Annotated in this window: 12 protein-coding genes; 9 read left to right on the top strand and 3 right to left on the bottom strand. The window is 56.9% G+C overall.

Translation table 11 applies throughout. The annotated features are described in order from the left end of the window. The first annotated feature begins 63 nt into the window (after positions 1-63). The 9 genes from RQ593_RS05510 (at position 64) to RQ593_RS05470 (ending at position 16,662) form a co-directional block, all read left to right on the top strand. On the top strand, positions 64-1,059 hold the full coding sequence (locus tag RQ593_RS05510) for an ABC transporter permease (protein ID WP_005507218.1): 996 nt from the start codon (positions 64-66) through the stop codon (positions 1,057-1,059). Further along, a complete protein-coding gene (locus RQ593_RS05505) occupies positions 1,056-2,057 on the top strand; it encodes an ABC transporter permease (RefSeq protein ID WP_005507216.1) in 1,002 nt (333 codons plus the stop codon). Before RQ593_RS05510 ends, RQ593_RS05505 begins: the two co-directional genes overlap by 4 nt. Continuing rightward, complete coding sequence (locus tag RQ593_RS05500) at positions 2,057-4,150, top strand: ABC transporter ATP-binding protein (RefSeq protein WP_303979609.1); 2,094 nt, start codon at positions 2,057-2,059, stop codon at positions 4,148-4,150. The genes RQ593_RS05505 and RQ593_RS05500 overlap by 1 nt, the downstream gene beginning before the upstream one ends. 430 nt (positions 4,151-4,580) lie before the next feature. Continuing rightward, on the top strand, positions 4,581-6,278 hold the full coding sequence (locus RQ593_RS05495) for an ABC transporter family substrate-binding protein (protein ID WP_311450033.1): 1,698 nt from the start codon (positions 4,581-4,583) through the stop codon (positions 6,276-6,278). Positions 6,279-6,644: 366 nt separating this feature from the next. Further along, positions 6,645-8,378, top strand: coding sequence for an ABC transporter family substrate-binding protein (locus RQ593_RS05490; RefSeq protein WP_311450032.1), 1,734 nt, complete (start codon positions 6,645-6,647; stop codon positions 8,376-8,378). A gap of 439 nt (positions 8,379-8,817) precedes the next feature. Beyond that, on the top strand, positions 8,818-10,518 hold the full coding sequence (locus tag RQ593_RS05485) for an ABC transporter family substrate-binding protein (protein ID WP_311450031.1): 1,701 nt from the start codon (positions 8,818-8,820) through the stop codon (positions 10,516-10,518). Positions 10,519-10,961: 443 nt separating this feature from the next. Beyond that, the gene (locus RQ593_RS05480) at positions 10,962-12,671 is read left to right on the top strand and encodes an ABC transporter family substrate-binding protein (protein ID WP_311450030.1); all 1,710 of its coding nucleotides are present in this window, start codon (positions 10,962-10,964) and stop codon (positions 12,669-12,671) included. A 332-nt stretch (positions 12,672-13,003) separates the two neighbouring features. Further along, entirely contained in the window at positions 13,004-14,704 is a 1,701-nt protein-coding gene (locus tag RQ593_RS05475; RefSeq protein ID WP_311450029.1) for an ABC transporter family substrate-binding protein, read from the top strand. Between the two features lie 254 nt (positions 14,705-14,958). Beyond that, a complete protein-coding gene (locus RQ593_RS05470) occupies positions 14,959-16,662 on the top strand; it encodes an ABC transporter family substrate-binding protein (RefSeq protein ID WP_311450028.1) in 1,704 nt (567 codons plus the stop codon). A 216-nt stretch (positions 16,663-16,878) separates the two neighbouring features. Here the strand turns inward: RQ593_RS05470 and RQ593_RS05465 are convergent, their stop codons facing one another. The 3 genes from RQ593_RS05465 to RQ593_RS05455 all read right to left on the bottom strand — a co-directional run bounded on the left by RQ593_RS05465 (position 16,879) and on the right by RQ593_RS05455 (position 23,365). Continuing rightward, positions 16,879-17,913 carry a dihydrodipicolinate synthase gene (locus RQ593_RS05465; protein WP_311450027.1) on the bottom strand — a complete coding sequence of 345 codons (1,035 nt, stop codon included), beginning with the start codon at positions 17,911-17,913 and terminating at the stop codon, positions 16,879-16,881. A 229-nt stretch (positions 17,914-18,142) separates the two neighbouring features. Then, positions 18,143-20,233, bottom strand: coding sequence for a glucose PTS transporter subunit IIA (locus tag RQ593_RS05460; protein WP_311450026.1), 2,091 nt, complete (start codon positions 20,231-20,233; stop codon positions 18,143-18,145). A 570-nt stretch (positions 20,234-20,803) separates the two neighbouring features. Beyond that, positions 20,804-23,365, bottom strand: coding sequence for an HAD-IC family P-type ATPase (locus RQ593_RS05455; protein ID WP_311450025.1), 2,562 nt, complete (start codon positions 23,363-23,365; stop codon positions 20,804-20,806). Positions 23,366-23,622: the final 257 nt, after the last annotated feature.

Here is a 23,622-nt window from a genome sequence, read left to right as displayed (position 1 = left end):
CGCTAGGACAGCATGACACACATGCCTTAATACCGACATCTACACAAGGAGGGGAACCGTCCCATGTTTAGGTACATCCTCCAGCGATCGCTGACGTACCTCGTCATGGTCTTTATTACGACCACGATGGGTTACTTTGCAGCGGTTACTGCCCTGAAGCCTGCCCTCTTGGAGCAGGAAAAGGTTCCGAAGCCTAGCCCCGAGCAGGTGAACCGTAACTTCGCATCCCTGGGTCTCGATCCCGAAATGAACCCCTGGGACCGCTACGTTCAGTGGCTGACCAATGTGGTCACCAAGTTCGATTGGGGCCGTAGCCCCAACGGCGCGTACATTAACCAGGAATTTGGCCAGCGCGTGTGGGTTTCTACCCGCCTGCTGCTGGTGGCTACCATTCTCTCGATTGTGATTGGTATTGCCCTGGGTGTGTACTCGGCAGCTCGCCAGTACAAGTTCTCTGACCGTGTTATCACCGGTTACTCCTACCTGGTCTACATCATCCCCGCTCCCGTTGCTTACTTCGTGGTGCAGCAGGGCGCGACCACTATCAACAACATCGCCGTTGCTAATGGTGGAGAGAAGATTTTCTATGTGACCGGTATTTCGACTCCGGGTCTGACCGGATTCTGGGAAATCACCATGGATATGGCGGCGCACTACGTCGTGCCGACCTTCTGTATGACCATCTTCGGTTGGGCTGGTTACCAGATTGCACAGCGTCAGTACCTGCTCGATAACGTGAACGCTGACTTCGTGCGTACCGCTCGTGCTAAGGGCTTGACCCGTAACCAGGCGATTACTCGCCACGCACTGCGCGTCTCCTTCATCCCCGTGGCACAGTCCATCGCGTACCAGATTCCGATGATTTTTGCGGGTGCATTCTTCGCCGAGACCGTCTTTGCATGGCCCGGTATCGGTAAGTGGTCGATTGACTCCATTTCCGCGCAGGACGTGAACGCTGCGACCGTGACCCTCGCGTACGGTTCTGCACTGTTCGCTGTCGGTGCGATCATCGCTGATATCGCTACCACCATCGTCGACCCCCGAGTGAGGATCTCATGAGTCAGGTAACTGCAACTTCCTCCGTACCGGTGGTACAGGAGAACGGTGACTTCAAGGTCATCAACAAGAGCGTTATTATTCTGCGCCGCTTCCTGCGTAACAAGGCTGCAGTCTTCGGTCTGTGCGTGTTCATCGGCATGGGTCTGTTCGGTCTGTTCGGTAAGTACCTGACCAAGTACAAGCCCAACGACATTGACTACATGGCGCTGGGTGAAGGCCCCTCGGCCGAGCACTGGTTCGGTACCACCATCGCGGGTAATGACGTGTTCGCCATGATGTCTGAGGCCGTCTGGACCTCTCTCCAGATTGGTGTGGTCGTCGGTTTGGCCACTGTGTTCATCTCCGCAGTTTACGGTTGTGTGATGGCGTACTTCGGTGGCTGGATTGACAAGATTATGCTGTTCATCCTCGAGACCCTGATCATGGTTCCCTCGCTGCTGATTCTGGCAATTCTGATTAACGGTCAGGTTGGTAAGCAGATTCAGAAGAGCGTCCCCACCTGGGTTCTGCTCTCTGCAGTGCTGATTGCCTTCGGCTGGATGGGTAGCGCCCGTGTTATTCGTGCAATGGCGCAGTCCCTCATCAACCGCGACTTCGTGAAGGCTGCACGCTACATGGGTGTGCACCCCTTCAAGATTGTGATGCGCCACCTGGTTCCGAACATTGGCTCCCTGCTGGTTCTGAACTTCACCAGCGGCATCATGGGCGCTGTGCTCTCTGAGGTCGCTTACTCCTTCATCGGCATCGGTATTAAGTACCCCAACTACTCGCTGGGCTCGCTGATTTCGGATGCTTCGCAGCAGATTAACACCCTGCCGCACATGTTCTGGTTCCCGGTTCTGTTCTTCTTCCTGCTGGTTGGTCCGCTGGCCCTCATGAACGACGGTCTGCGTGACGCATTCGACCCGACTTCGATGTCGGTCGGTAAGATCAAGAAGTCCAAGAAGAACGAGAAGGCAGAGGCACCTGCTGCCGCTGCAAAGGAGGCGAAGAACTAATGAGTACCTCTCCCGTTCTGAGCGTTAAGGACCTCAACGTCCGCTTCAACACTGAGAATGGCATCGTGCATGCTGTTCGCGGTGTGAACTTTGACCTGTACCCCGGTAAGACCCTGGGTATTGTGGGTGAGTCCGGTTCCGGTAAGTCCGTTGCCTCCATGGCGATTATGGGCCTGCACCCGACTACTGCTGACATCACCGGTTCGGTCAAGTACAACGGCACCGAGTTGCTGGGCTTGAGCGATAAGGAAATGTGCGCATACCGCGGCAAGGAGATCTCTATGATCTTCCAGGATCCGCTGTCCTCCCTGACCCCCGTGTACACCATTGGTGATCAGATTGCTGAGGTGCTCAAGGTCCACAACAAGGGCATGAGCAAGCAGGCTATCAAGGACCGTTCCATCGAACTGATGCGTATGGTGGGTATTCCCTCGCCGGCTGACCGCCTGCGTTCCTTCCCGCACGAGTTCTCCGGTGGTATGCGTCAGCGCATCATGATCGCTATGGCGATTGCGAATGACCCCCGCGTGCTCATCGCTGATGAGCCCACCACCGCACTGGATGTGACCATCCAGGCGCAGGTGCTGGAGGTTATGCAGAAGGCTCAGGAAGAGACCGGCGCTGCGACCATCATGATTACCCACGACCTTGGTGTTGTGGCTGGTATGGCTGACGACATTCTGGTGATGTACGCCGGTAAGCCGGTGGAGATTGCTAAGGCAGAGGACCTGTACAAGCACCCCTCCCACCCGTACACCATCGGTCTGCTGGGTGCGGTCCCGCGTGTGGACCGTTCCGAGAAGGTCTCCCTGGTTCCGATTGAGGGTACCCCTCCGAACCTGATTAACCCGGTGACCGCGTGCTCCTTCCGCCCGCGTTGCCCCATCGCTAAGAGTGGTGGCCAGTGCTGCCAGGACTCCAACGGCGAGCCCGATTTGCAGCTGCTGGAAGGCGTTGGCGAGGGTCACTACTCCTCCTGCACCATCTCTCAGGAGCTGGTCGGTAAGACCGCTGACGAGCTGTACCCGGTTCCGGAACCCCCGGTATCGAAGTACGACGGTATCCCGCGTGAGGAGCGTGCCCCCGTCCTGGAGGTCCGCAACGTCAAGAAGCACTTCCCGCTCATGAAGGGTGCGCTGATTAAGCGCCGCGTGGGCACTGTGAAGGCTGTGAACGGCCTGTCCTTCGATATTCGTGAGGGCGAGTGCTTCTCCATCGTGGGTGAGTCCGGTTGTGGTAAGACCACCACCCTGCTGGAAATCATGGAGTTCAACAAGAACACCGACGGTGAGATTCTGATCAACGGAACCTCCACCAAGGACGGCAAGTCCGCGGGTGAGATTCTTGAGCTGCGTAAGAACCAGCAGATGGTGTTCCAGGACCCCACCGGTGCTTTGGATCCGCGCTTCACCGTTTACGAGGTGCTTGCTGAGCCGCTGGAAAACCAGGGCATGAACAAGGCAGACATCAAGAAGCGCGTTATCGAGCTGATGCACATTGTGGGTCTGCAGCCTGACCACGTGAACCGCTTCCCGAACCAGTTCTCTGGTGGTCAGCGTCAGCGTATCGGTATTGCTCGTGCGCTTGCCGTGAACCCCAAGCTCGTGGTTCTGGATGAGCCGGTGTCCGCACTGGACGTGTCCGTCCAGGCTGGCGTGATCAACCTTCTGGAGGAGCTGCGTGCAAACCTGGGCCTGAGCTACCTGATGGTTGCTCACGACCTCGCGGTGATTCGCCACGCATCCGACCGCGTTGCGGTGATGTACCTGGGTCGTATTGTTGAGATTGGTGACGTCGACCAGGTGTTCGACAACCCGATTCACCCGTACACCCGTGCACTGCTCTCGGCGATTCCGGTTCCGGATCCCGAGGTTGAGGCTAAGCGCCACCGCATCATGCTTGAGGGCGACCTGCCCACTCCGGTGAACGCGCCTAAGGGCTGTGGCTTCTCGAGCCGTTGCCCGGTCTTCAAGCTGCTGCCTGAAGACAAGAAGCGTCGTTGCCTGGAGGAGATGCCGGAACTGACCCACGTTGAGGGTGAGGATCACGGTTATGCTTGCTACTACCCTGAGGCTGAGGCCGCTACGGTGTAGCTCTAGAGTCGGCTGAATAAGTCGCGTGTGTGCCGAGGGGCGAATATTCGTTGAATATTCGCCCCTCGGGTTTTTTATGCCCGGTACTGGTGAGGCGCGTACGGCTTGAAGTTGTCACCTGGTGAGACGGCGGGAGCCTCAGAATGTGGCGCTAGGCACTGAAACCAGCAAGAAAACAGGAGAAACTGCACTGACTAGGCGTAACCTTTCTCACCATTCAAGATATGAATATTTATGGAAGAGCTTTCCTGCTGGCAGTAAGCCATAATTAAGCCTGTGGGTGCGCCGCTAGGGGCGTACCTCAAGGAACACATTCATAGACCGGCACTAATTCATCGCTCACCGCACCCTAATTGCGGCGCATGAGCAGGGAACCCTTGACGCTTTCCTGCAGGATTATTGAGGGTCAAACGTATAAGAGGACACTCTCATGGAGAAGAATTTCATCCTGAACCGTCGTACCGTTCTCGGTGGCGCTGCAGCACTGGGTACCGTGGGCGTACTGGCTGCGTGCGGCTCGTCCAAGGACTCCAAGGCAACCACCCAGGGAGCAACCGCGGGTACCGATGCCAAGGAACTTTACGACATTGCTGAGACCGCTGTTTCGGACCTGAAGCAGGGCGGTACCCTGCGCCTGTCTGTGACTGCACTGGGTCCGGACTTCAACCTCTTCGGCACCGGTGTTACCTCCTACACCCAGGCTGCTCTGAGCCCCATGTACTACAGCGGTATCTGGCAGGCTAACCCCATGGGTAAGCGCACCCTGTCTACTGACTTTGCAAAGAGCTTCGAAATCGCTGAGGAAAACGGTCTGCCCGTTGTCTCCATTGAGCTGAACCCCCAGGCTAAGTTCAACGACGGTACCCCCATCGACTACAAGGCACTGCAAGCTACCTGGAACATCCTCAAGAGCGTCGATGGCGACTACAAGATTGAGACCAGCGGTATCTACAGCAGCGTTGGCTCCGTTGAGCGCGACGGTGATGACTTCAAGGTCAAGGTCACTTTCGCAAAGCCCTACTACCCCCTGAACATCCTCTTCGGTGAAATTCTGCACCCGGCTCTGCTGGATAAGAACCTCTTCAACGAAGGCTTCGTGGACAACCCGCACCCCGAATACGCTGCTGGTCCCTTCACCGTAGCTGAGGGTGGCTGGAACTCCTCCGAGAAGACCCTGACCCTGACCCGCAATGACAAGTGGTGGGGCGAGAAGCCCGTTCTGGAGCGCATTGTCTTCCGTCAGATGGATGCTGCTGCTGAGCGCGCAGCATTCAAGAACGATGAAATCGACGCTGCTCCCGCTACCGCTGCTGCAAGCTACAAGGAGCTGAAGGAAGTTGCTAACACCGAGATGCGTCGCGGTGTTCGCCTCTTCTCCGGCGGCATGGTCATGAACCCCGCCCGCATGCAGGACGTTGCTCTGCGCCGCGCTGTGGTCGCTGGCATGAACCGTGAGGCAATTGCCAAGGTTCGTTTCCAGGGTCTGGATTACGAAGAGAAGCAGCCCGGTTCGATGATTCATATGCCCTTCTCCGAGTACTACCAGGATATCTACCCGACCCCGAACAACGATGCAGCTGCTGCATCGAAGATTCTGGAAGCGGCAGGCTACACCAAGAACGGCGAGTTCTACGAGAAGGACGGCAAGCAGGCTGCTTTCAAGTACTCCGTCTTCGGTGAGGACCCCACCTCCAAGGCTGTTGCTCAGACCGTTGTTCAGCAGCTCAAGGCTGCCGGCATTAATGTTGAGCTCGAATCCCGTGCTGCAAGCGAATTCGGTAAGGCAATGCAGGCTAAGGACTACGACGCAACTGCATCGGGCTACGCTCTGAGCGACCCGGATGCTACCCAGGCTACCCAGCAGTTCTACCTGCGTGAGAAGCCCGAGGATGCTGGCACCGACGAAATCAATGAGATGATTGAGAAGATGAAGCTCATTGCTGACGACAAGGAACGCAACCTGGCATGTAACGAGATTGAGAAGAAGCACCTCTCTGAGATTGCTGTGCTGGTTCCGCTCTTCAACGGCCCCGAGTACAAGTTCGTCAAGAAGGGTCTGCGCAACTACGGCGTTTCCCTCTACCAGGGCAATGGTATTCACTGGGAGAAGGTCGGTTGGGCTAAGTAAGTCCTCGTCCCTTCACCTCCTAGGTGAATAGCCTAGAGCTATTGAAAGTGTCCACCCGGATGATCCGGGTGGACACTTTTTGCATTTCTGGAGGGGGCTTTAGGTGCTTTTGTGTACCTATGTGGGGGAGTGGTGGTATAGCTATCCGGAAAAATCCGAAGAATTTGCACAAAAACAGAGTATTCATAGTATGAATATTCAAAAAACACGATAAATATTAAGAAATATTGTAAAAATGCTTGGTTTCCACTCCCGGGGCGCGTTACAGTGGAGTCATACAAAGTTATGCAGTGCTCTGCATAAATAATCATTACTTTGGGGATACGGGATACACCCGCCCGCACAAGACAGAAGGAAACCACTCCCATGACCGCCAACACCGCATACACCGCGAGTAGCCACGAAGCGACCAAGAACAGCTTCAGCCGCCGCGCCCTCATTGGCGGCACCGCGGCTCTGGGAGCTGTAGGTCTGCTCAGCGCCTGCGGCAACGGCAGCGCAAGCTCTGAAAAGACCAAAGCAGCCGGCGCCGGTGCCAATATCGAAGACCTCTACAACATCAACGCTCAGGATGTAAACAGCCTGAAGAAGGGCGGCACCCTGCGCCTGCCCGCCGGATCCATCGGCCCGAACTTCAACTTCTACACCCAGAGCGGTAACACCAGCGATAACGTCAATGTTATGAGCACCATTAGCCAGGCTGGCCTGTGGAACCTCGACTTTGACGGTACCTACAAGCTGAACACCGATTTCGCTGTCTCCTTCGAGCACAGCAAGAAGGACGACAAGATTCAGGTTGCCGTCAAGCTCAACCCCAAGGCTGTCTTCAACGATGGCACCCCCATCACCTACAAGGCTCTTCAGTCCACCTGGAACATCTTCAAGAGCCTGGACAATGGCTACAACATTGTCACCAGCGGCATCTACGAATTCGTTGAATCTGTAGAAAAGGGCGACGATGACTACAGTGCAACCGTCACTTTCTCCAAGCCCTACTACCCGCTGCAGAGCCTCTTCGGCGAGATTCTGCACCCCGCCCTGGAAGACACTGAGCTCTTCAATAATGGCTTTGTGGATGCGCCTCACCCCGAGTACTGGGCTGGCCCCTTTACTCTGGCGGATAAGGGTTGGGACTCCACCGCAAAGACCTTCAGTGTTGTACCCAATGACAAGTGGTGGGGTGCCAAGCCCCTGCTGGACAAGATCGTCTTTACCCAGATGGAGTCCAGCGCTGCACGTGCCGCGTTCAAGAATGATGAAATCGACGCTATCGGTGCAAGCACCTCCTCCACCTATGCCGAGGTGAAGAATATTGCCGGTACCGAATTGCGTAAGGGTACCCGCCTCTACGCTGGTGGTCTGGATATTAACCCCCGCCGCGTCAAGGATGCTGCCCTGCGTAAGGCGATCTTCGTTGGCACCAACCGTGAAGCACTCGCGAAGATTCAGTTCCAGGGTCTGCCCTACGAGGAAACCATTCCCGGTTCGATGATTCACATGCCCTTCTCGCCCTACTACCAGGATTCTTACCCGACCCCGAATAACAGCGTTTCGGAGGCGCAGAAGATCCTGGAGGCCGCCGGCTACACCAAGAAGGGTGACTACTACGAGAAGGATGGCGTAAAGGCTGGCTGCGCCGTGGTGGTCTTTGGTGATGATCCGACCACCAAGGGTAAGGCTCAGACCTTCACTCAGCAGATGAAGGATGTCGGTATCGAGATTCGGATTGATCAGCACTCCGATAGTGAGTTCGCCACCATTCTGGGCAATTGGGACTACGATATTTCCTTCAGTGGTTATTCTGTCTCTACGCCGGATGCAACCGCGGGTACCAAGCAGTTCTACTACTCCGAGAACAATGAAGGTATCGGCAGCAAGGAAATTGACGCCCTCATTGATGCCATGACTCTTATGGAAGATGACAAGGAACGTAACCTCGCCTGCAACGAGATTGAGAAGAAGCACATGGCTGAGTTTGCCTTCCTGGGTACCATTACGAACGGTCCTGACTTTGTGATGGTCAAGAAGACCCTGGCTAACTACGGCCCGAGTCTTTACAAGTCGACTGACTGGACTGCTGTGGGTTGGATGAACTCCTAAAAGACGCCTGTCTCGTGAGCGGGTCGAATGCGTATGTGCGCGTTCGGCCCGCTTTGCTGTGCCCGTTAGCTATTTTGGGAGGCAGGGTTGGGGGGGCTGGGTTGTGGGAGGCGGGGTTTTGGGAAGCTGGGAGGGGGTGCTGCGCGACGGGTACTGGGGGTGATGCCGGTGCGGATTTAAGCCCTGTCGTAATAATTAAGAAATATTTATCGTGTTGCGCACTTGTAATGATGCGTGTGGTGTACACTACTAAAAATAATAAATGTGGCTTAGAACATAGCTTTAGGTCACATTATTTTGCATGGCTTGACCTGCCCGCCCATCACCGCAGATGGCAGGCGCTCCTGTAGACGGAAACCCCGCCTCCAGAGCATGCGAGCCACCCACTCTACACTGCAAACACTGCATCAGCGCAGTCCACACCCACAAGGAGCCCATCATGAGCCCTCACCCCATCCCCTCCCTCTCCGGTTTCAACCCGATCATGAGCCGCCGCGTACTGTTCGGCGGCGCAACCGCCGTCGCTGCTGCCGGCGTACTGAGCGCTTGTGGCTCCTCATCCTCCAAGACTGAGCACAAGGCAAGCGAAACCCCGCTTTACGAAATCAACGAGCAGGACCCCTCGAAGCTCAAGCAGGGCGGTACCCTGAACCTGAGCACCTACTCCCTGGGCCCGGACTTCAACCGCTTCTCCCAGAACGGCTCGAGCACTTCCGTCTCCGAAACTATGGGTATTATCGCCGGTGCGGGCATCTGGCGTAGCACCTACAAGGGTGAAGATGAGCTCGACCCCAACTACTGCCTCGGCTTCGAAGCTAAGGAAGTAGACGGCAAGATCACCGCCGAAGTACGCCTGAACCCCAAGGGAGTCTTCAACGACGGCACCCCCATCGACATCGACGCCCTCAAGGCAACCTGGCAGATTCAGCGTGACCCCGACGGCGAATACAAGATTGGTGCAGCGGGTATCTACGAGTTCATCGAAAGCGTCGAAGCTATCGACGGCGACCGCTACCACGCACGCGTTGTCTTCAAGACTGCACACAACCCCGTCAAGGGTCTGCTCTTCGGCGGAATCCTGCACCCGGCAATGCTCGACGTAAACCTCTTCAACGAAGGCTTCGTGGACAACCCCCACCCCGAGCTCGGTTGCGGCCCCTTCACCCTGGCACCCAACGGCTGGAACTCCTCCGAGAAGACCTTCACCGCAGTCCCCAACGACAAGTGGTGGGGTGACAAGCCCAAGCTGGACCGCATCGTCGTACGCGAAATGGCAGACCCCGCAGCTCGTGCCGCATACAAGAACGGCGAACTGGACGCAGTGGAAGCACGTACCCTCAGCGCCTACAACGAGATGAAGGACGTCGCGAACTCCGAAATCCGCCGCGGTCACCGCCTCTTCGCTGGTGGCATGAACCTGAACGCACAGCATATCACTGATACTGCCGTGCGTAAGGCAATCTTCCTGGGTATCGACCGTGGTGCTCTGGCAAAGATTCGCTTCCAGGGTCTGCCCTACGAAGAAGAAGTTCCCGGCTCGATGATGCTGATGGGTTCCTCCCAGCACTACCGTGACAACTACCCGGCACGTAACCCGGAGGAAGCACGCAAGGTCCTGGAGAAGGCAGGCTACACCAAGTCTGGTGACTTCTACGCGAAGGACGGCAAGACCATCACCCTGAAGCTGACCACCTTCGGTGATGACGCCACCACCAAGGGCCAGGCACAGACCTTCATTCAGAGCATGAAGGAAGTCGGCATTAACTTCGAGCTCGACTCGCGTGCACAGTCCGAATTCTCGAAGGTTGTTGGTAACCGCGAGTACGACGTGAGCATTTCGGGCTTCGGCCTGAGCTCCGAGCCGACCAGTGCTGCCGAGTACTTCTACTCCTCGAAGAACTGGGACGGCGTCGGAACCCCCGAAATTGACGCTATGGTCGACGAGATGATTACCATCCTCGACGACGCTAAGCGCGCCGAGAAGTGCAACGAGATTGAGAAGAAGCACATGCGCGAGGTTTGCCTCTTCATCCCGTTCCTCAATGGCCCGGACTTCAAGGCATGCCGCCCGAAGCTCGCTAACTACGGTGCGTTCCTCTTCAAGAGCACCGACTGGTCTTCGGTTGGCTGGATGGCATAAGCCGCAGTTTTAAGCTCCCCGCCCCTATACGTTTTCGCAGTGTCGTATAGGGACGGGGAGCTTTTTCTTTTGGAAAGTGCAGATCGGTTTAGCTGCCCGTCGATGCGCTTTTAATGTGTAACGATTCTCAAAGCGCCGGATGTGACGCGCTCGCATGCTGATCGAACACAATATTTTATTTTTTAGTTTTTATGCATGTGTTCCGTGTAATGACGCGGGCTGAAGATACCGTATGCACCATTTTTATACGCCGTACGGTTTGTGTGGAGGTTGGAATGTGGTCTGCGCCGCTTCTTTTGGGGGTATACTGTGTTTCAATCACAAACAATGTGGGGGCTCTCACAAGGGTGATCGGCAGAGGCTTCGTCGCCACTGCAAAAACTGGCGCACAACATCGTGCGCCATACGAAGTACACCCGAGCCCTCCGGCACGAGGAGAACACATGACTCATCTGCGTATTAACCGCCGTACCCTGCTGACCGGCACTGTTGCCCTGGGTACCGTTGGCCTGCTGGCTGCGTGCGGTGGCGGTTCGGATAAGAAGATTAGCGGTAAGGCTGCTTCGAGCACCGAGGAAATCGTCAAGAACCTCGAAATCAACAAGCAGGATCGCTCCTCCCTCAAGCAGGGCGGCGAGTTCCGCGGTAGCGTCTCCGCAATCGGTCCGAACTTCAACATCCTGACCCAGAGCGGCTACACCACCGAAAACCTCACCGCATTCGGTGGCGCCTGCAACATTCCCTCCGCTATCGGCTTCACCTCCCTGAGCCCCGCTGGCGACTACAGCCTCAACGACGACTACGTCTCCGATTACAAGGCAGAGACCGTCGACGGCGTTCAGACCATTACCTTCAAGCTCAACTCTAAGGCTGTCTTCAACGACGGCACCCCCGTTGATATTGAGGCAATCCGCGCGGCATGGACCGTCTACCGCAACCCCGATGACGGCTACAACGTCATCGCTGCCCCCTTCTGGCAGCAGGTAGCATCCATCGACCCCGTGGATGGCGACAAGACCCGTGTCAAGATCGTCATGTCTAAGCCGATCTACCCCGCTGAAACCCTCGGCCTGCTCGGCCTGCACCCCGCACTGACCGACAAGGAGCTCTTCAATAATGGCTTCGTGAACAAGCCCATGGATCAGTACTGGTCTGGCCCCTTCAAGGTGGGCGAGTGGAACTCTTCGGCTAAGACCCTGACCCTCGTGCCCAACGACAAGTGGTGGGGCGAGAAGCCGCTGCTGGATCGCATTATCTGGCGCGAAATGGGTGACGAGGCAGAGCGTGCAGCGTTCAAGAACGGCGAGCTGGACAGCATCGGCTTTGCTGGTCTGGCAACCTACAACGCTGTCAAGGACCAGCCTGGCGTCCAGATTCGCTCCGGCCAGAGCGTCGGCGTGATTAACCTGCAGTTCAACCCGACCCGCGTGACCGACACCGCCCTGCGCCGTGCAGTCTTCGCCGCGGTTAACCGCTCCCAGCTGGCTAAGGTCAAGTTCGGCCAGATTAACTGGGATGAGCCGCTGACCGGCTCCATGATTGCTATGCCCTTCCAGAAGGGCTACCAGGATGCTATGCCCACCAACCCCGGCCCCGAGGCTGCGGCAAAGATCCTGGAAGCAGCAGGCTACTCCAAGAATGGCGACTACTACGCCAAGGACGGCAAGACCGCTGGCTTCTCCATTACCTACTTCGGTTCGGATGCAACCTCTCTGGCTCAGTTCCAGAACCTCGAGCAGCAGCTCAAGGCAGCAGGTATTAAGCTCGAGCAGGATAACCAGCCGCAGTCCCAGTTCAACTCCGTGATGGGTGCTAAGCAGTACGACTGCGCCTTCTCCGGTTGGGGTATTGGTGCTGACCCTGCTGACAGCGTGCAGTACTTCTACACCAGCGAAATCAACGAGGGTGTGGGCGATCCTGAACTGGATAAGTACATTGCGTCCATCTACGAGAAGGAATCTCACGATGAGCAGCTGAAGATGGCTGCTGAGGCTGAGAAGCAGCACATGGAGAAGGTTGCTATTTACTTCCCCTACGCTAACGGCCCCAGCTACGCTGCTGTGAAGGAGAAGCTGGCTAACTACGGTCCTTCCCTCTTTGCGACCAGCTACACCGACCCCAAGCGCTGGGTCAATGTGGGTTGGCAGAACTAAAGCCACAGGTTAATTTTTTGGATTCCTATTCGGTAGTTTCTGAATTTTTGGAGGCGCCGGTATAAGGCTCCGGAAGGGTAAAGTCCCGCGGTATTCCGCCTCAGAGGCAGGGTGCTGCGGGACTTTTCTGTGTTTTTGATGGATGGTTCTGTGGTGGGGCGGTTTCGGGAATTAACTGAAATATTTTCCCTGAAACGGTGAACTGGGTCATAGTGGGTGGGAAATGTGTGTATACTATTGCCAATGCAAAATGTGCGTGCTGTCACAAAGGTGTGCGGGTTGTGTTCCCCCGCGTACAGCAAAGCAGCATCCCACCTAACTGAGGAAAACTAATGACCACTTTCTCCCTCAACCGTCGTACCCTGCTCACCGGCACCGTTGCCCTGGGTGCCGTCGGTCTGCTCGCAGCCTGCGGCGGCAACTCCACCAAGAACGAGAACAGCGCTCTCTCCGCTGGCGACGACCTGTCCAAGGCAGTCTCCTACAACGAGAAGGACCGCTCCACCCTCAAGGACGGCGGCGAGCTGCGACTGAGCGCAGACGGCATTGGCCCGAACTTCAACATCCTCAACACCAACGGCTACACCGCAGGTAACCTGAACATTCAGGCGGCAATTAACTCCTCATTCACCGGCGGCTACTACGCTGACTTCCGCGGTGAAGGCCACATGAACGAGGACTACGTCACCGAGTACAAGGCTCAGACCGTTGACGGCGTGCAGACCGTGACCTTCAAGATCAACCCGAAGGCAGTCTTCAACGATGGCACCCCCATCGACATCGCTGCTGTCCGTAGTTACCTGACCATCTACCGCGGCCTAGCAGAGGGTAAGGACTACCAGATCACCCCCGCGCCGCTGTGGGAACAGGTCGCAAGCGTCGAAGAGGTCGACGGCGACTCCCGCCACGTCAAGGTCACCATGTCCAAGCCCTGGTACCCCATCGAAGGTAGCTTCACCTCCTTCCTGCACCCGGCATTCGTCGACGTCGCATTCTTCAACGACGGCATGAACGGCAAGCCCCTGGACAAGTACTGGGCAGGCCCCTTCAAGGTCAGCGAATGGGATTCCTCCGGCAAGGTCCTCACCGTGGTCCGCAACGAGAAGTGGTGGGGCACCAAGCCTCTGCTCGAGCGCATCACCTGGCGTGAAATGAGCTCTCAGGCAGAGCAGGCAGCATTCAAGAACAACGAAATCGACTACGCTGACGCAAGCACCCTCAGCTCCTACAACGAGCTCTCCAGCCTCAGCAACATCGACATCCGCAAGGGTAGCGCACTGGCTGTCGGTAACTACGAAATCAACCCCGAAAAGATGCCCCTGCCCGTACGCCGCGCATTCGTCGCAGCCCTCAACCGCGAGCAGCTGCTGAAGCTACGCTACGAGAAGCTCGGCTGGAAGGAACCCCTGCCCGGCTCCATGTGCATGCTGCCCATGCAGGAGGGTTACCAGGATAACTACCCGACCAAGCTCGGCAAGGACGTTGCCACCAAGATCCTTGAAGACGCCGGCTACACCAAGAATGGCGACTACTACGAGAAGGACGGCGTTAAGGCTTCCTACTCGGTGACCACCTTCGGTACCGACCCGGTCGTCAGCTCCACCGCACAGTTCCTCACCCAGCAGATGAAGGAAATCGGTATTGAGCTGAGCATCGACAACCACGGTGCATCCGAAATGGCAAGCATCATCTCCGCGAAGAACTTCACCATCAAGAGCGGCGGCTACGGCATCACCACCTCCCCGGTGGATGCAGCGAACTACTTCTACATCTCCGCGACCAACAACGGTCACGGTAAGGACCTGGACTCGCTGGCTGCAACCATGATGTCCACCGAGGACCCGAAGGAACAGCTCAAGATTATGAACGAGCTGGAGAAGCGCCACCTGGACGAAGTCGCAATCTACGTCCCGACCAACAACGGCCCGAACTTCAAGGCATGCCGTAAGGGTCTGGCGAACTACGGTCCCATGCTCTTCGGTCTGCCCTACTACAACCCGAACGTATGGATCAACGTCGGTTGGGAAAAGTAAAAATCTAAGCGCTGAGCACAGCTCACACGCCCTATAAGGGCAAAAGTGCTGCCGCGGCGTGTTACAAAAGGATTAAAACCTTCTGTAGCACGCCGCTTTTCCATGCCCTAGAGAGCAGCAAGGATATACTTAAAAGCAAATGTGGGCATTCTGCCCACCCCGGCAGAGACTGTCCTCCCGCCGGGTTGGAGTGCTGGCTACGCACCGTTCGCGTACCGACTTCACAACACTGCGAATACTCTAGGAGAAATTCCATGAAGAGCATGTCTGTCTCTCGCCGTACCCTCCTGACCGGCACCGTTGCCCTAGGCACCGTCGGTCTGCTGGCCGCCTGCGGTGGCTCGAAGGAAAAGGTCGGCGGTAACGCCGCTAACAACGCTGAAGATATTCTGAAGAACCTTCAGGTCAACAAGCAGGACCGTTCCTCCCTCAAGCAGGGCGGCACCCTGACCCTCGCAGCTACTGCGCTGGGCCCCAACTTCAACCTGCAGACCCAGAGCGGCTACACCTCCAGCAACCTGGATGCGCTGGCACCCTGCAACATCCCCGCTGTCATGGGTTTCTACACCATGAGCCCCGACGGTGAAGGTACCCTCAACCCCGAGTTCTGCCTCGAGCACAAGACCGAAACTGTCAACGGCGTGCAGACCGCGACCTTCAAGATCAACCCCAAGGCTGTCTTCAACGACGGCACCCCCATGGACGTGAAGGCTGTGCAGGCTTGCTGGAAGGTCTACCGCGCAACCACCGACAACCCCTACCACATCACCGACAACACCATGTGGCAGCAGGTTGAAAGCATCGAGGCTGTGGACGGCGACAACTTCCACGTCAAGGTCACCATGAAGGCTCCGTATTACCCCTCCGAAGGTCTGTGCGCCTTCGCAATCCACCCCGCACTGGAAGACGTCAACCTCTTCAACGAAGGCTTCGTTGACAAGCCCCTCGACCAGTACTGGGCAGGTCCCTTCAAGGTTGGCGAGTGGAACTCCTCCCAGAAGGTTCTCACCCTGGTCAAGAACGACAAGTGGTGGGGCGAGAAGCCGGTGCTGGACCGCATCATCTGGCGTCAGATGGACTCCGAAGCAATCCGTGCAAGCTTCAAGAACGGCGAACTGGATGCCTTCACCTTTGTGGGTGCAACCAGCTACAACGCTGTGAAGGGCCAGGCAGGCACTGAGATTCGCCAGAGCCAGAACACCAACGTTAACATCATTCAGCTGAACCCCAAGCGCATCGAGGACCTGGCACTGCGCCGCGCAATCCTTGCTTCTGTGGACCGCGAGCAGATCGCTAAGGCATACTTCTCGCAGCTCGGCTGGACCGAGCCGCTGCCCGGCTCCATCATCGCAATGCCGTTCCAGAAGGGTTACCAGAACAACTACGCTGGTGACACCGGTGCACAGGCAGCTGGCAAGATTCTGGAGGCCGCAGGCTACTCCAAGTCCGGCGACTACTACGCTAAGGACGGCAAGGTTGCTGGCTTCGCCCTGACCTCCTTCGGTTCCGAGGCTGTCTACCAGGCGGTCTACCAGATTCTGGAGCAGCAGCTGAAGTCCGCAGGTATCCGCCTGAGCGCTGACAACCAGCCGCAGTCGAACTCCAACTCTGTGCTCGGCCAGAAGAGCTACGAAGCAATCTTCACCGGTTGGGGCGTTCTGCCCGACCTGGCTTCCTCGGCACCCTACTTCTTCACCACCGAGGTGTTCGGAGTCGGTGACCCCGAAGTTGATAAGCTCATCGAGAAGCTGCAGAACACCGAGAAGGAAGACGAGCGCATCAAGATCGCTAACGAGGCGGAGAAGCTCTACTACGAGAAGGTCGCAGTGTACCTGCCCTACGCAAACGGCCCGATGTACGCCGCTGTGAAGGCAAAGGTCGCGAACTACGGTCCGTCCCTGTTCAAGCAGAGCTACACCAGCGCTGACTACTGGGTCAACGTTGGCTGGCAGGAATAGAGTAGGCGAAAGTAATACCGCTTTCGGTAATGCTTTAGCCGTCCTATAGGACTCGAAATCCCGGGTACTCTCATGAGAGAGTGCCCGGGATTTTGCTGTGCCCTCTAAATTTCTGTGTCCTGTAAGTTTCTGCGTCCTCTAAGTTTTTGTGTCCTCTAGCGGGATATGTAATTACAAAAAAACGAGGGGGGAGGGGAACGCCGCCCTAACCGGTTGCTACCACTCGCCCAGATACAGGGCGCGCTCCTGCAGGTACCTTAGCAGGTTCGGGTTCTGCCGCAGGTAGAAGATGCGGTAAATGCCGCCTCCAGCGACGATGAAAGCCAGCGGGAAACCCAAAATCACGAGCACACGACTCATATTGGCGGACAGATCAAAAGGATCACCGCTGGTCGCCACCAACACAATCCACAGAGAATAGCCCACGCAGGCCAGCACAGTACCCCACATGCCGCGCACCAGCCAACTCACCAGCGTCACCGCAATGACCCACGCCAGCGCCAAGGTGAACTGGTGCCGCTCCGCCTGCGCCCAAGGGAGCGCACCCACGTAAATAATTGCGGGGATACCCAGATACCCGGGGATATTCAGCGAAGCAAGAATGTTCACACAAAAATAGCCCAAGAAAATAGCGCTCAACGACGAGGACAGGAATAGGTGCAGGGGAATCATGCCGTCGCCGCTATAGGCTGCGGTGGGGCCCGCATACACGGTTTCAAACATGAGGGTCAGCGGAGTCATCATGTATTCGATCCAGACGACCAGCGCAAAGGCACCGAAAATACCGAGAGTTTGCATGAGCGCAATCAACCGTGAACGCGCATCGTGAGGAATCGTGAAGCTCTGGCCCTTCGCCTTGACGCCGCAGAGGTGAACGACAGCCACCATTGCCGCGATACACAGCACCCAGCGCAAGAGGACCCCCGGCAGCTCAGGAAGACCCCCATAAGCCCCCGTAGCGGGGTCACCCCAGGCTCCGGGGAGCAGTGTAATGGCGTGAGCACCCTCGGGGAGGCTGGTGGAGGAAGCAAGCCGGTGCGGCTCGTAGATAACCCACCACAGAAGGCACGCTGGAATCAGCGCGGAGAGCTTACGCAACAGAACCGGGAACGGCGCGGACTCGTAGACGAGCGCCTCAAGATTGAGCCGGCGCATCAGCCGCCGAACAGGAGAAAGAGCGCGTAACTCTTCTTGCTGCTCTTCCCACACCCCAGTATCAGAAGACATCATCCTAGTATCAGAAGACATCATCGTACTCCCTATCACTTGAGAACTTCCTTGTTGAGCTTATTATCACATTAGCAGAAATACCCCCCGGCTAGTGGATACGCCCAAGCAAACCCTGCCCAAAGAATCACTGCCCAATGTACCAGCGCCCAAAGAAACAGCGCATAAGGAAGCAGTGCATAAGGGAGAAACAGGGCATAAGGAAAGGGGCCCCACCACAATGGTGGGGCCCCTTAGAGCCTTAGAAAGTGAACTACTTAGTGGTTACCTTCAGGACAGTGCTCAGGTTCTGGTGAGCAACGCCCGGCAGACCCTTAACCTCAGCGAACTTGCGGGTGTTGGTCACGATAACCGGGGTGATCAGCGGGTAACCCGCCTCCTTGATAACCTCAGGATCGAACTCAATCAGAGCGTCGCCAGCAGCAACAACGTCGCCCTTAGCAACCTTCACGCTGAAGCCCTTACCATCCAGGTTCACGGTATCCAGACCAACGTGAATCAGTAGCTCAATACCGTTCTCCAGCTTCAGACCAACAGCGTGGCCCGAGGGGTAGGTTGCAGCAACCTTACCGGCAGCGGGAGCAACCACAGTGGTACCGGTCGGCTCAATAGCCACACCCTCGCCCAGCTTGCCTGCAGCGAAAATCGGGTCCGGAACATCAGACAGAGCAACAGCAGTACCCTCAATCGGGGAGTGCAGCTCAATGACCTCACCAGCGGAAGCAGCGGGTGCAGCAGCCTCAGCAGCAACAGCGGTGGTCGCAGTAGCGGCAGCAGCCGGAGCAGCCTTAGCAGCAACAGCCTCAGCCTTGGGAGCGGACTCCTCAGCAGCCTCAGCCGCGCGCTGAGCAGCATGCTTCACAGCATCAGCCTTTGACTCGTAACCGAACAGCAGAATACCGGTCATAGCGCCGAAGAACGCAATAGCCAGACCAATCACGTACAGGTGAGAAGGCTGCATCGCCGGAATCGACAGCAGCGAGGTGAACGCGAACGCGTAGGACTTAACGCCCAGGAAGGAAATGGTAGCGCCACCAATAACAGCGGGAACCAGAATAATCGGAATCACGCGCTTGTAACGCAGCACAACACCGTACAGGGACGGCTCAGAAATACCACCGAGCAGACCGGACATCGACGCACCAACAGCGGTCTGGCGCAGCTCGCGGTCGTGCTTAGCCTTAATAGCCACACCGGTCACAACACCGAACACAGCGAAGTTGTAAGCACCCATCGGGGACTGAATGAAGTCAGTACCCATGGTCTGCAGGTTGTTAATCATGACAGCGTTCAGCGGCCAGTGCAGACCCAGCGGAACCATGAACAGGTACAGGCCAGCAATCAGAGCACCAACCAGAGCCGGAGCCTGGTCGTTAACCATCTTCAGGAAGTCAGAGATGCCCATAGCAACACCGATACCGATGGGGCCAACCAGGAACGCGGTCACCGGAACCAGAACGATGACCGAAATCATCGGCACGAACACCATCTGCAGCATCGAAGGAATAACCTTCTTCAGGAAGCGCTCAAACGGAGCCAGCAGAGCAACAGCCAGTAGCGGGGGGAAGACCTGGCCGGTGTAGCTGAATGCGTACAGCGGCAGATCCAGACCGAAGAACGGAACATTCAGAATCTTGGTGGCGGGGTCAGCCAGAGCGGTCAGATCGGTGAAGGTACCGGTCATCAGCGCAGCGGGGATAGCCGCACCAACCCACATGTTCGCGCCCAGACGCTTAGCAGCGGTAGCGCCCAGCATGATGGGCATGAAGTTCAGAACCGACAGCGAAGCAGCCTTCAGGATGTACCAGAAAGCGAACTGCTGCATCCACTGGGTGTTCAGGGCCTTAGCAGCCTCCGGGTCAGCCACACGAGCACCGTTAATGATGTCGATGTTCACGCTCTGACCGGTCAAGTCAGTGTACTGGCCGAAGAAGCCCAGCTGCTGCAGGAACACAATCAGGGTCAGAATCATCGAGGTACCCAGAAGTGCCCACAGCAGAGGACGGAAGGAGTCAGACAGAACGTCGAAGACGTTGGTAAGCCAGCCGGACTTCTTACCCTCAGCCTCAACCTTGGTGTCACCCTCAGCGTGGCCGGACATAGAAGGCAGAGCGTTGATCTCGTTGTACACAGCCTCAACGCGCTCGCCCAGAACAACCTGAGTCTGGCCGGACTGCTCAATCACAGAGAGAACGCCGGGCAGGCCCTCAATCTTCTTGTTCTGCACTGCATCGTTGGACACAGGAGTGACACGAAGGCGGGTTGCACAGTGAGTAATGTGCGCGATGTTCTCGGGGCCACCCAGGCCGTCAAGAATCTTCTCGCCAAGTTCGCGGTTATTCACGATACTTCCTTAGATATGCGGTCAATGTCTACCAAACGTTGCTACAGGAGGCTGCGCTCGCTGAGAGAACCCCAGAAGCGGGGAAACCCAGAAAACACAAAAGACCCGAGTCTCTCGACCACCGGAAGCACTACACTCGTGCCCACTATGGAGCTTCGGTACAGCAAATAGAGGGGATTCTCGGCAGGTAAATACTGCCGTCCCATACGGTGTTGAGTAACTCAGGTCTTGCCTGCCAAACCAGTAACAACCCTGAAGAAGGTTTCCCTTCTCAAATAGTTCCCTGTAACTCTAAGGGTTTTCCCAGGTTAAGAGCAAGGTGAGAGGCAAAAGCTATCAGAAGCTGTTAAATGTTTCATCCAAGTGATAGCTGAGACACGCTCTCAGCACCGCGTGTAGGGAGCCTCCCGGTAGGACTTCGGCAGGACTTTGGTGTGCCCCGGTACACTCCAACACTCACTGAAACACCCCGACACGCACCGGACGGGGAGCTTTCCGAAGACGCGAAAGGGCCCCGCATCCACAGGATACGGGGCCCACACGCTACCGAAGCAGCTACCCTCCGACTAACTACTTCTTAGCCGGGAAGAAATTCAGCGGAGCAACTTCCAGCTCAGGGTAATGACGCTTCTGCCAGCGGCGGTTACGATGCGCATTCACCTCAATCAGCGCGGCACCCAGAGCACCGGCACCCAGAGCCGTCCACAGCAGGTGCGGAAGCACCGTAACGAACTGGTGGTACTCCACCAGAACCGGCACGAACAGCGCCGCGAAGAACACCGCCAGCAACGCACCAAAGAGCAGAATACGAGCACGGTTGAACGGACGAGCCACCGCAGCCAAGTTCCACAGGCCCATCATCACCAAAGTAATGAACGAAGCCGTCTGAATCTGACGGATATCCTCAACACCCATGCCACGAGCCGTGAACGTCACCGCCAACAGCATCGCAACCACAATAATCGAGTTCGGAACCGTGTAATTCAGCACGCGGCGCAAGAAGCCCGGCACATAACGGCGCGAATTCGGCAACAGGGTCAACGCGAAGGACGACGCACCCACAATCAAGAAGTCCGCAGTCGAGTACTGACGCGGCAAGAACGGGAAGGTCAAACCAAAGAGGCTGAACAGAACACCCAGAAGAATCGCGAAACCAGTCTTCGTCAAGAACAGGTTCGCCACCATCTCAATGTTCGTAATGACCTGACGGCCCTGCTCCAGCGCAGCCGGCAGAGACGAGAACTTACCGTCCAGCAGAACCAGGCGAGAAACAGCCTTCGTCGCCGGAGCGGCGTTACCCATCGCAATACCCAAGCTTGCATGCTTGAGCGCCAGAGCGTCATTAATGCCGTCACCGGTCATCGCCACCACATGGCCGCGCTCCTTCAGAGCAATCACCATGTTCTTCTTCTGCTCGGGCGACACGCGACCGAAAATATTGTGGGTAGCCGCAGCCTCAGCGAGCTCCGGACCGTCCTCAGGTAGAGTCGACGCGTCAACTGCGCCCGCAGAAGTATCCATACCCGCAGTCTTTGCAGCCGCAGCCACAGTGAACGGGTTATCACCCGAGAAGACCTTCAAAGTCACGCCCTGACGGTGGAAATACTCCACAATCTGAGGTGCATCCGCACGCACATTCTCACGGAAAATCACGAACAGAACCGGGGCAGCATCCGACGGGATCTTCTGAATCGGCTCATCCTTCTCATTGCGAACCACCGCAGAAGCATGCGCCAAAACCATCGTGCGCAGACCCAGCGCCGCCAGCTCAGCGGCACGCTCACGCTCAGCGGTACCCTTGGAGAGAAGCGCCTCCGGAGCACCCAGAAGCCACGCACCTGAATCCTTAAACTCAATCGCGCTAAAACGCAGAGCCGAGGAGAACGGCACAATACCGCTCACCGACGCCGAGGAGTTATCCGGGAAACCACCGGTCAGAGCCGCAGCGGTCGGGTTCGCGTTCTCATCGTGACCAAACCACGCCAGCGCCTCATCCCAGCCGGCGGGCAGAGAAGCACGCCAGGAAGTATGCTCGGCAGAGTCAGCATCCGGGCCCTCAGCCTCAGCAACGGTGTCCAGCGGGCGCACCGAATCAAAAATCACGCCACCCTCAGTCAGGGTGCCGGTCTTATCGAAGCAGACCACATCCACACGAGCCAGAACCTCAACTGCAGGCTGCTCCTGTACCAGGATGTTGTGCTTACGACCCAGCGCCACAGCCGCCGCCGCAAACGCCAGGGTAGTCATCAGCGCCAGACCCTGCGGAATCATCGAAGCAACCGAGGACACCACAGCAATAGAAACCTGCTCCCACAGGTGGTTCTGCTGCACGGTCTCCAGGCCGCCAGCCGCCTGAATCTGACCCCACGACACCACAGGAATAATGACCGCAAGACCCACCGTAATCCAGCGGACCACACGGTTCAGCGCATCACGCAGCTCAGACTGAATACGCGAGAACTGGCGCGCCTCATCAGAAATCTTGCTTGCACGAGAATTCGCACCCACATGAGACAGCAGGACGCGGCCGGTACCACCCAGCACACTCGACGCCGACAGCACCATATCGCCGGGGCGCTTAGCAATCGGGTCGTTCTCACCGGTCAGCAGGGATTCATCCAGCTCCAAAGAATCGGAGGTGAGCACAATAGCGTCCGCAGGAACCTGATCGCCGCGCTTGAGGATGACAACGTCACCCTCAACCAGCTGCTCCATCGGAACTTCAACGCTCTTACCGTCACGCACGGCAGTAGCGGGGGAACGATCCAGCAGGGAGATGCGGTCCAGCTCAAGCTTCGCCTTGTACTCCTGCACAAAACCAATCACCACGTTAGCAATCACGGCTCCCAGGAAGAGCAAATCAGCCCAACGCTGGTACATAATCACCACAGCGCCACAGGCACCCAACACAAAGTTGAAGACCGTGAACAGGTGCGCACGCATAATGCTCCACAGCGTGCGAGAAGACTTATTGTTCTGGGTATTGACTCTACCCTCAGCAGTCAGGCGAGCGACATCATCGCTGCTTAAACCGTGCTGGGCGATATCGAAAGATCCGCTGTGCGGTGTTTCAGAATATTCGGGAATGTAGCCGGCAACGGCAGACGCTGCCGTTTTCTGCTGAGGATCCATGCGGGGGTCTCTTTCTCGAATGGATGGAATGCTGAACTGAATAGAGTTCAGTATTGCGGACACTACCTTTCAGTGTATCCGTGTAGAAGGGGATAAAGATAATCTCCGCCCTGGAATGAGCTGATATTTCAGTCATTCCAGAACGGAGATTTAATATATGCGAATACTGGTATATTTTGAGGTGGAAAGTGTATGCGGGACAGTTCGCTAACGCCCCATAGAATCAGCGCGCTAGCAGAGTTAGCGCTCCGGCAGAA

Origin of the sequence: uncultured Rothia sp., from assembly GCF_963507905.1 — a bacterium.
GTDB lineage: Bacteria > Actinomycetota > Actinomycetes > Actinomycetales > Micrococcaceae > Rothia.
Note: the sequence above shows the minus strand (reverse complement) of the source record. Positions and strands in the feature narration are given on the sequence as shown.

Coding starts and splice junctions, on each gene's coding strand:
- RQ593_RS05485 (WP_311450031.1), top strand. CDS start 8,818: ATGAGCCCTCACCCCATCCCCTCCCTCTCCGGTTTCAACCCGATCATG.
- RQ593_RS05505 (WP_005507216.1), top strand. CDS start 1,056: ATGAGTCAGGTAACTGCAACTTCCTCCGTACCGGTGGTACAGGAGAAC.
- RQ593_RS05490 (WP_311450032.1), top strand. CDS start 6,645: ATGACCGCCAACACCGCATACACCGCGAGTAGCCACGAAGCGACCAAG.
- RQ593_RS05475 (WP_311450029.1), top strand. CDS start 13,004: ATGACCACTTTCTCCCTCAACCGTCGTACCCTGCTCACCGGCACCGTT.
- RQ593_RS05495 (WP_311450033.1), top strand. CDS start 4,581: ATGGAGAAGAATTTCATCCTGAACCGTCGTACCGTTCTCGGTGGCGCT.
- RQ593_RS05480 (WP_311450030.1), top strand. CDS start 10,962: ATGACTCATCTGCGTATTAACCGCCGTACCCTGCTGACCGGCACTGTT.
- RQ593_RS05470 (WP_311450028.1), top strand. CDS start 14,959: ATGAAGAGCATGTCTGTCTCTCGCCGTACCCTCCTGACCGGCACCGTT.
- RQ593_RS05510 (WP_005507218.1), top strand. CDS start 64: ATGTTTAGGTACATCCTCCAGCGATCGCTGACGTACCTCGTCATGGTC.
- RQ593_RS05500 (WP_303979609.1), top strand. CDS start 2,057: ATGAGTACCTCTCCCGTTCTGAGCGTTAAGGACCTCAACGTCCGCTTC.
- RQ593_RS05465 (WP_311450027.1), bottom strand. CDS start 17,913: ATGATGTCTTCTGATACTAGGATGATGTCTTCTGATACTGGGGTGTGG.
- RQ593_RS05455 (WP_311450025.1), bottom strand. CDS start 23,365: ATGGATCCTCAGCAGAAAACGGCAGCGTCTGCCGTTGCCGGCTACATT.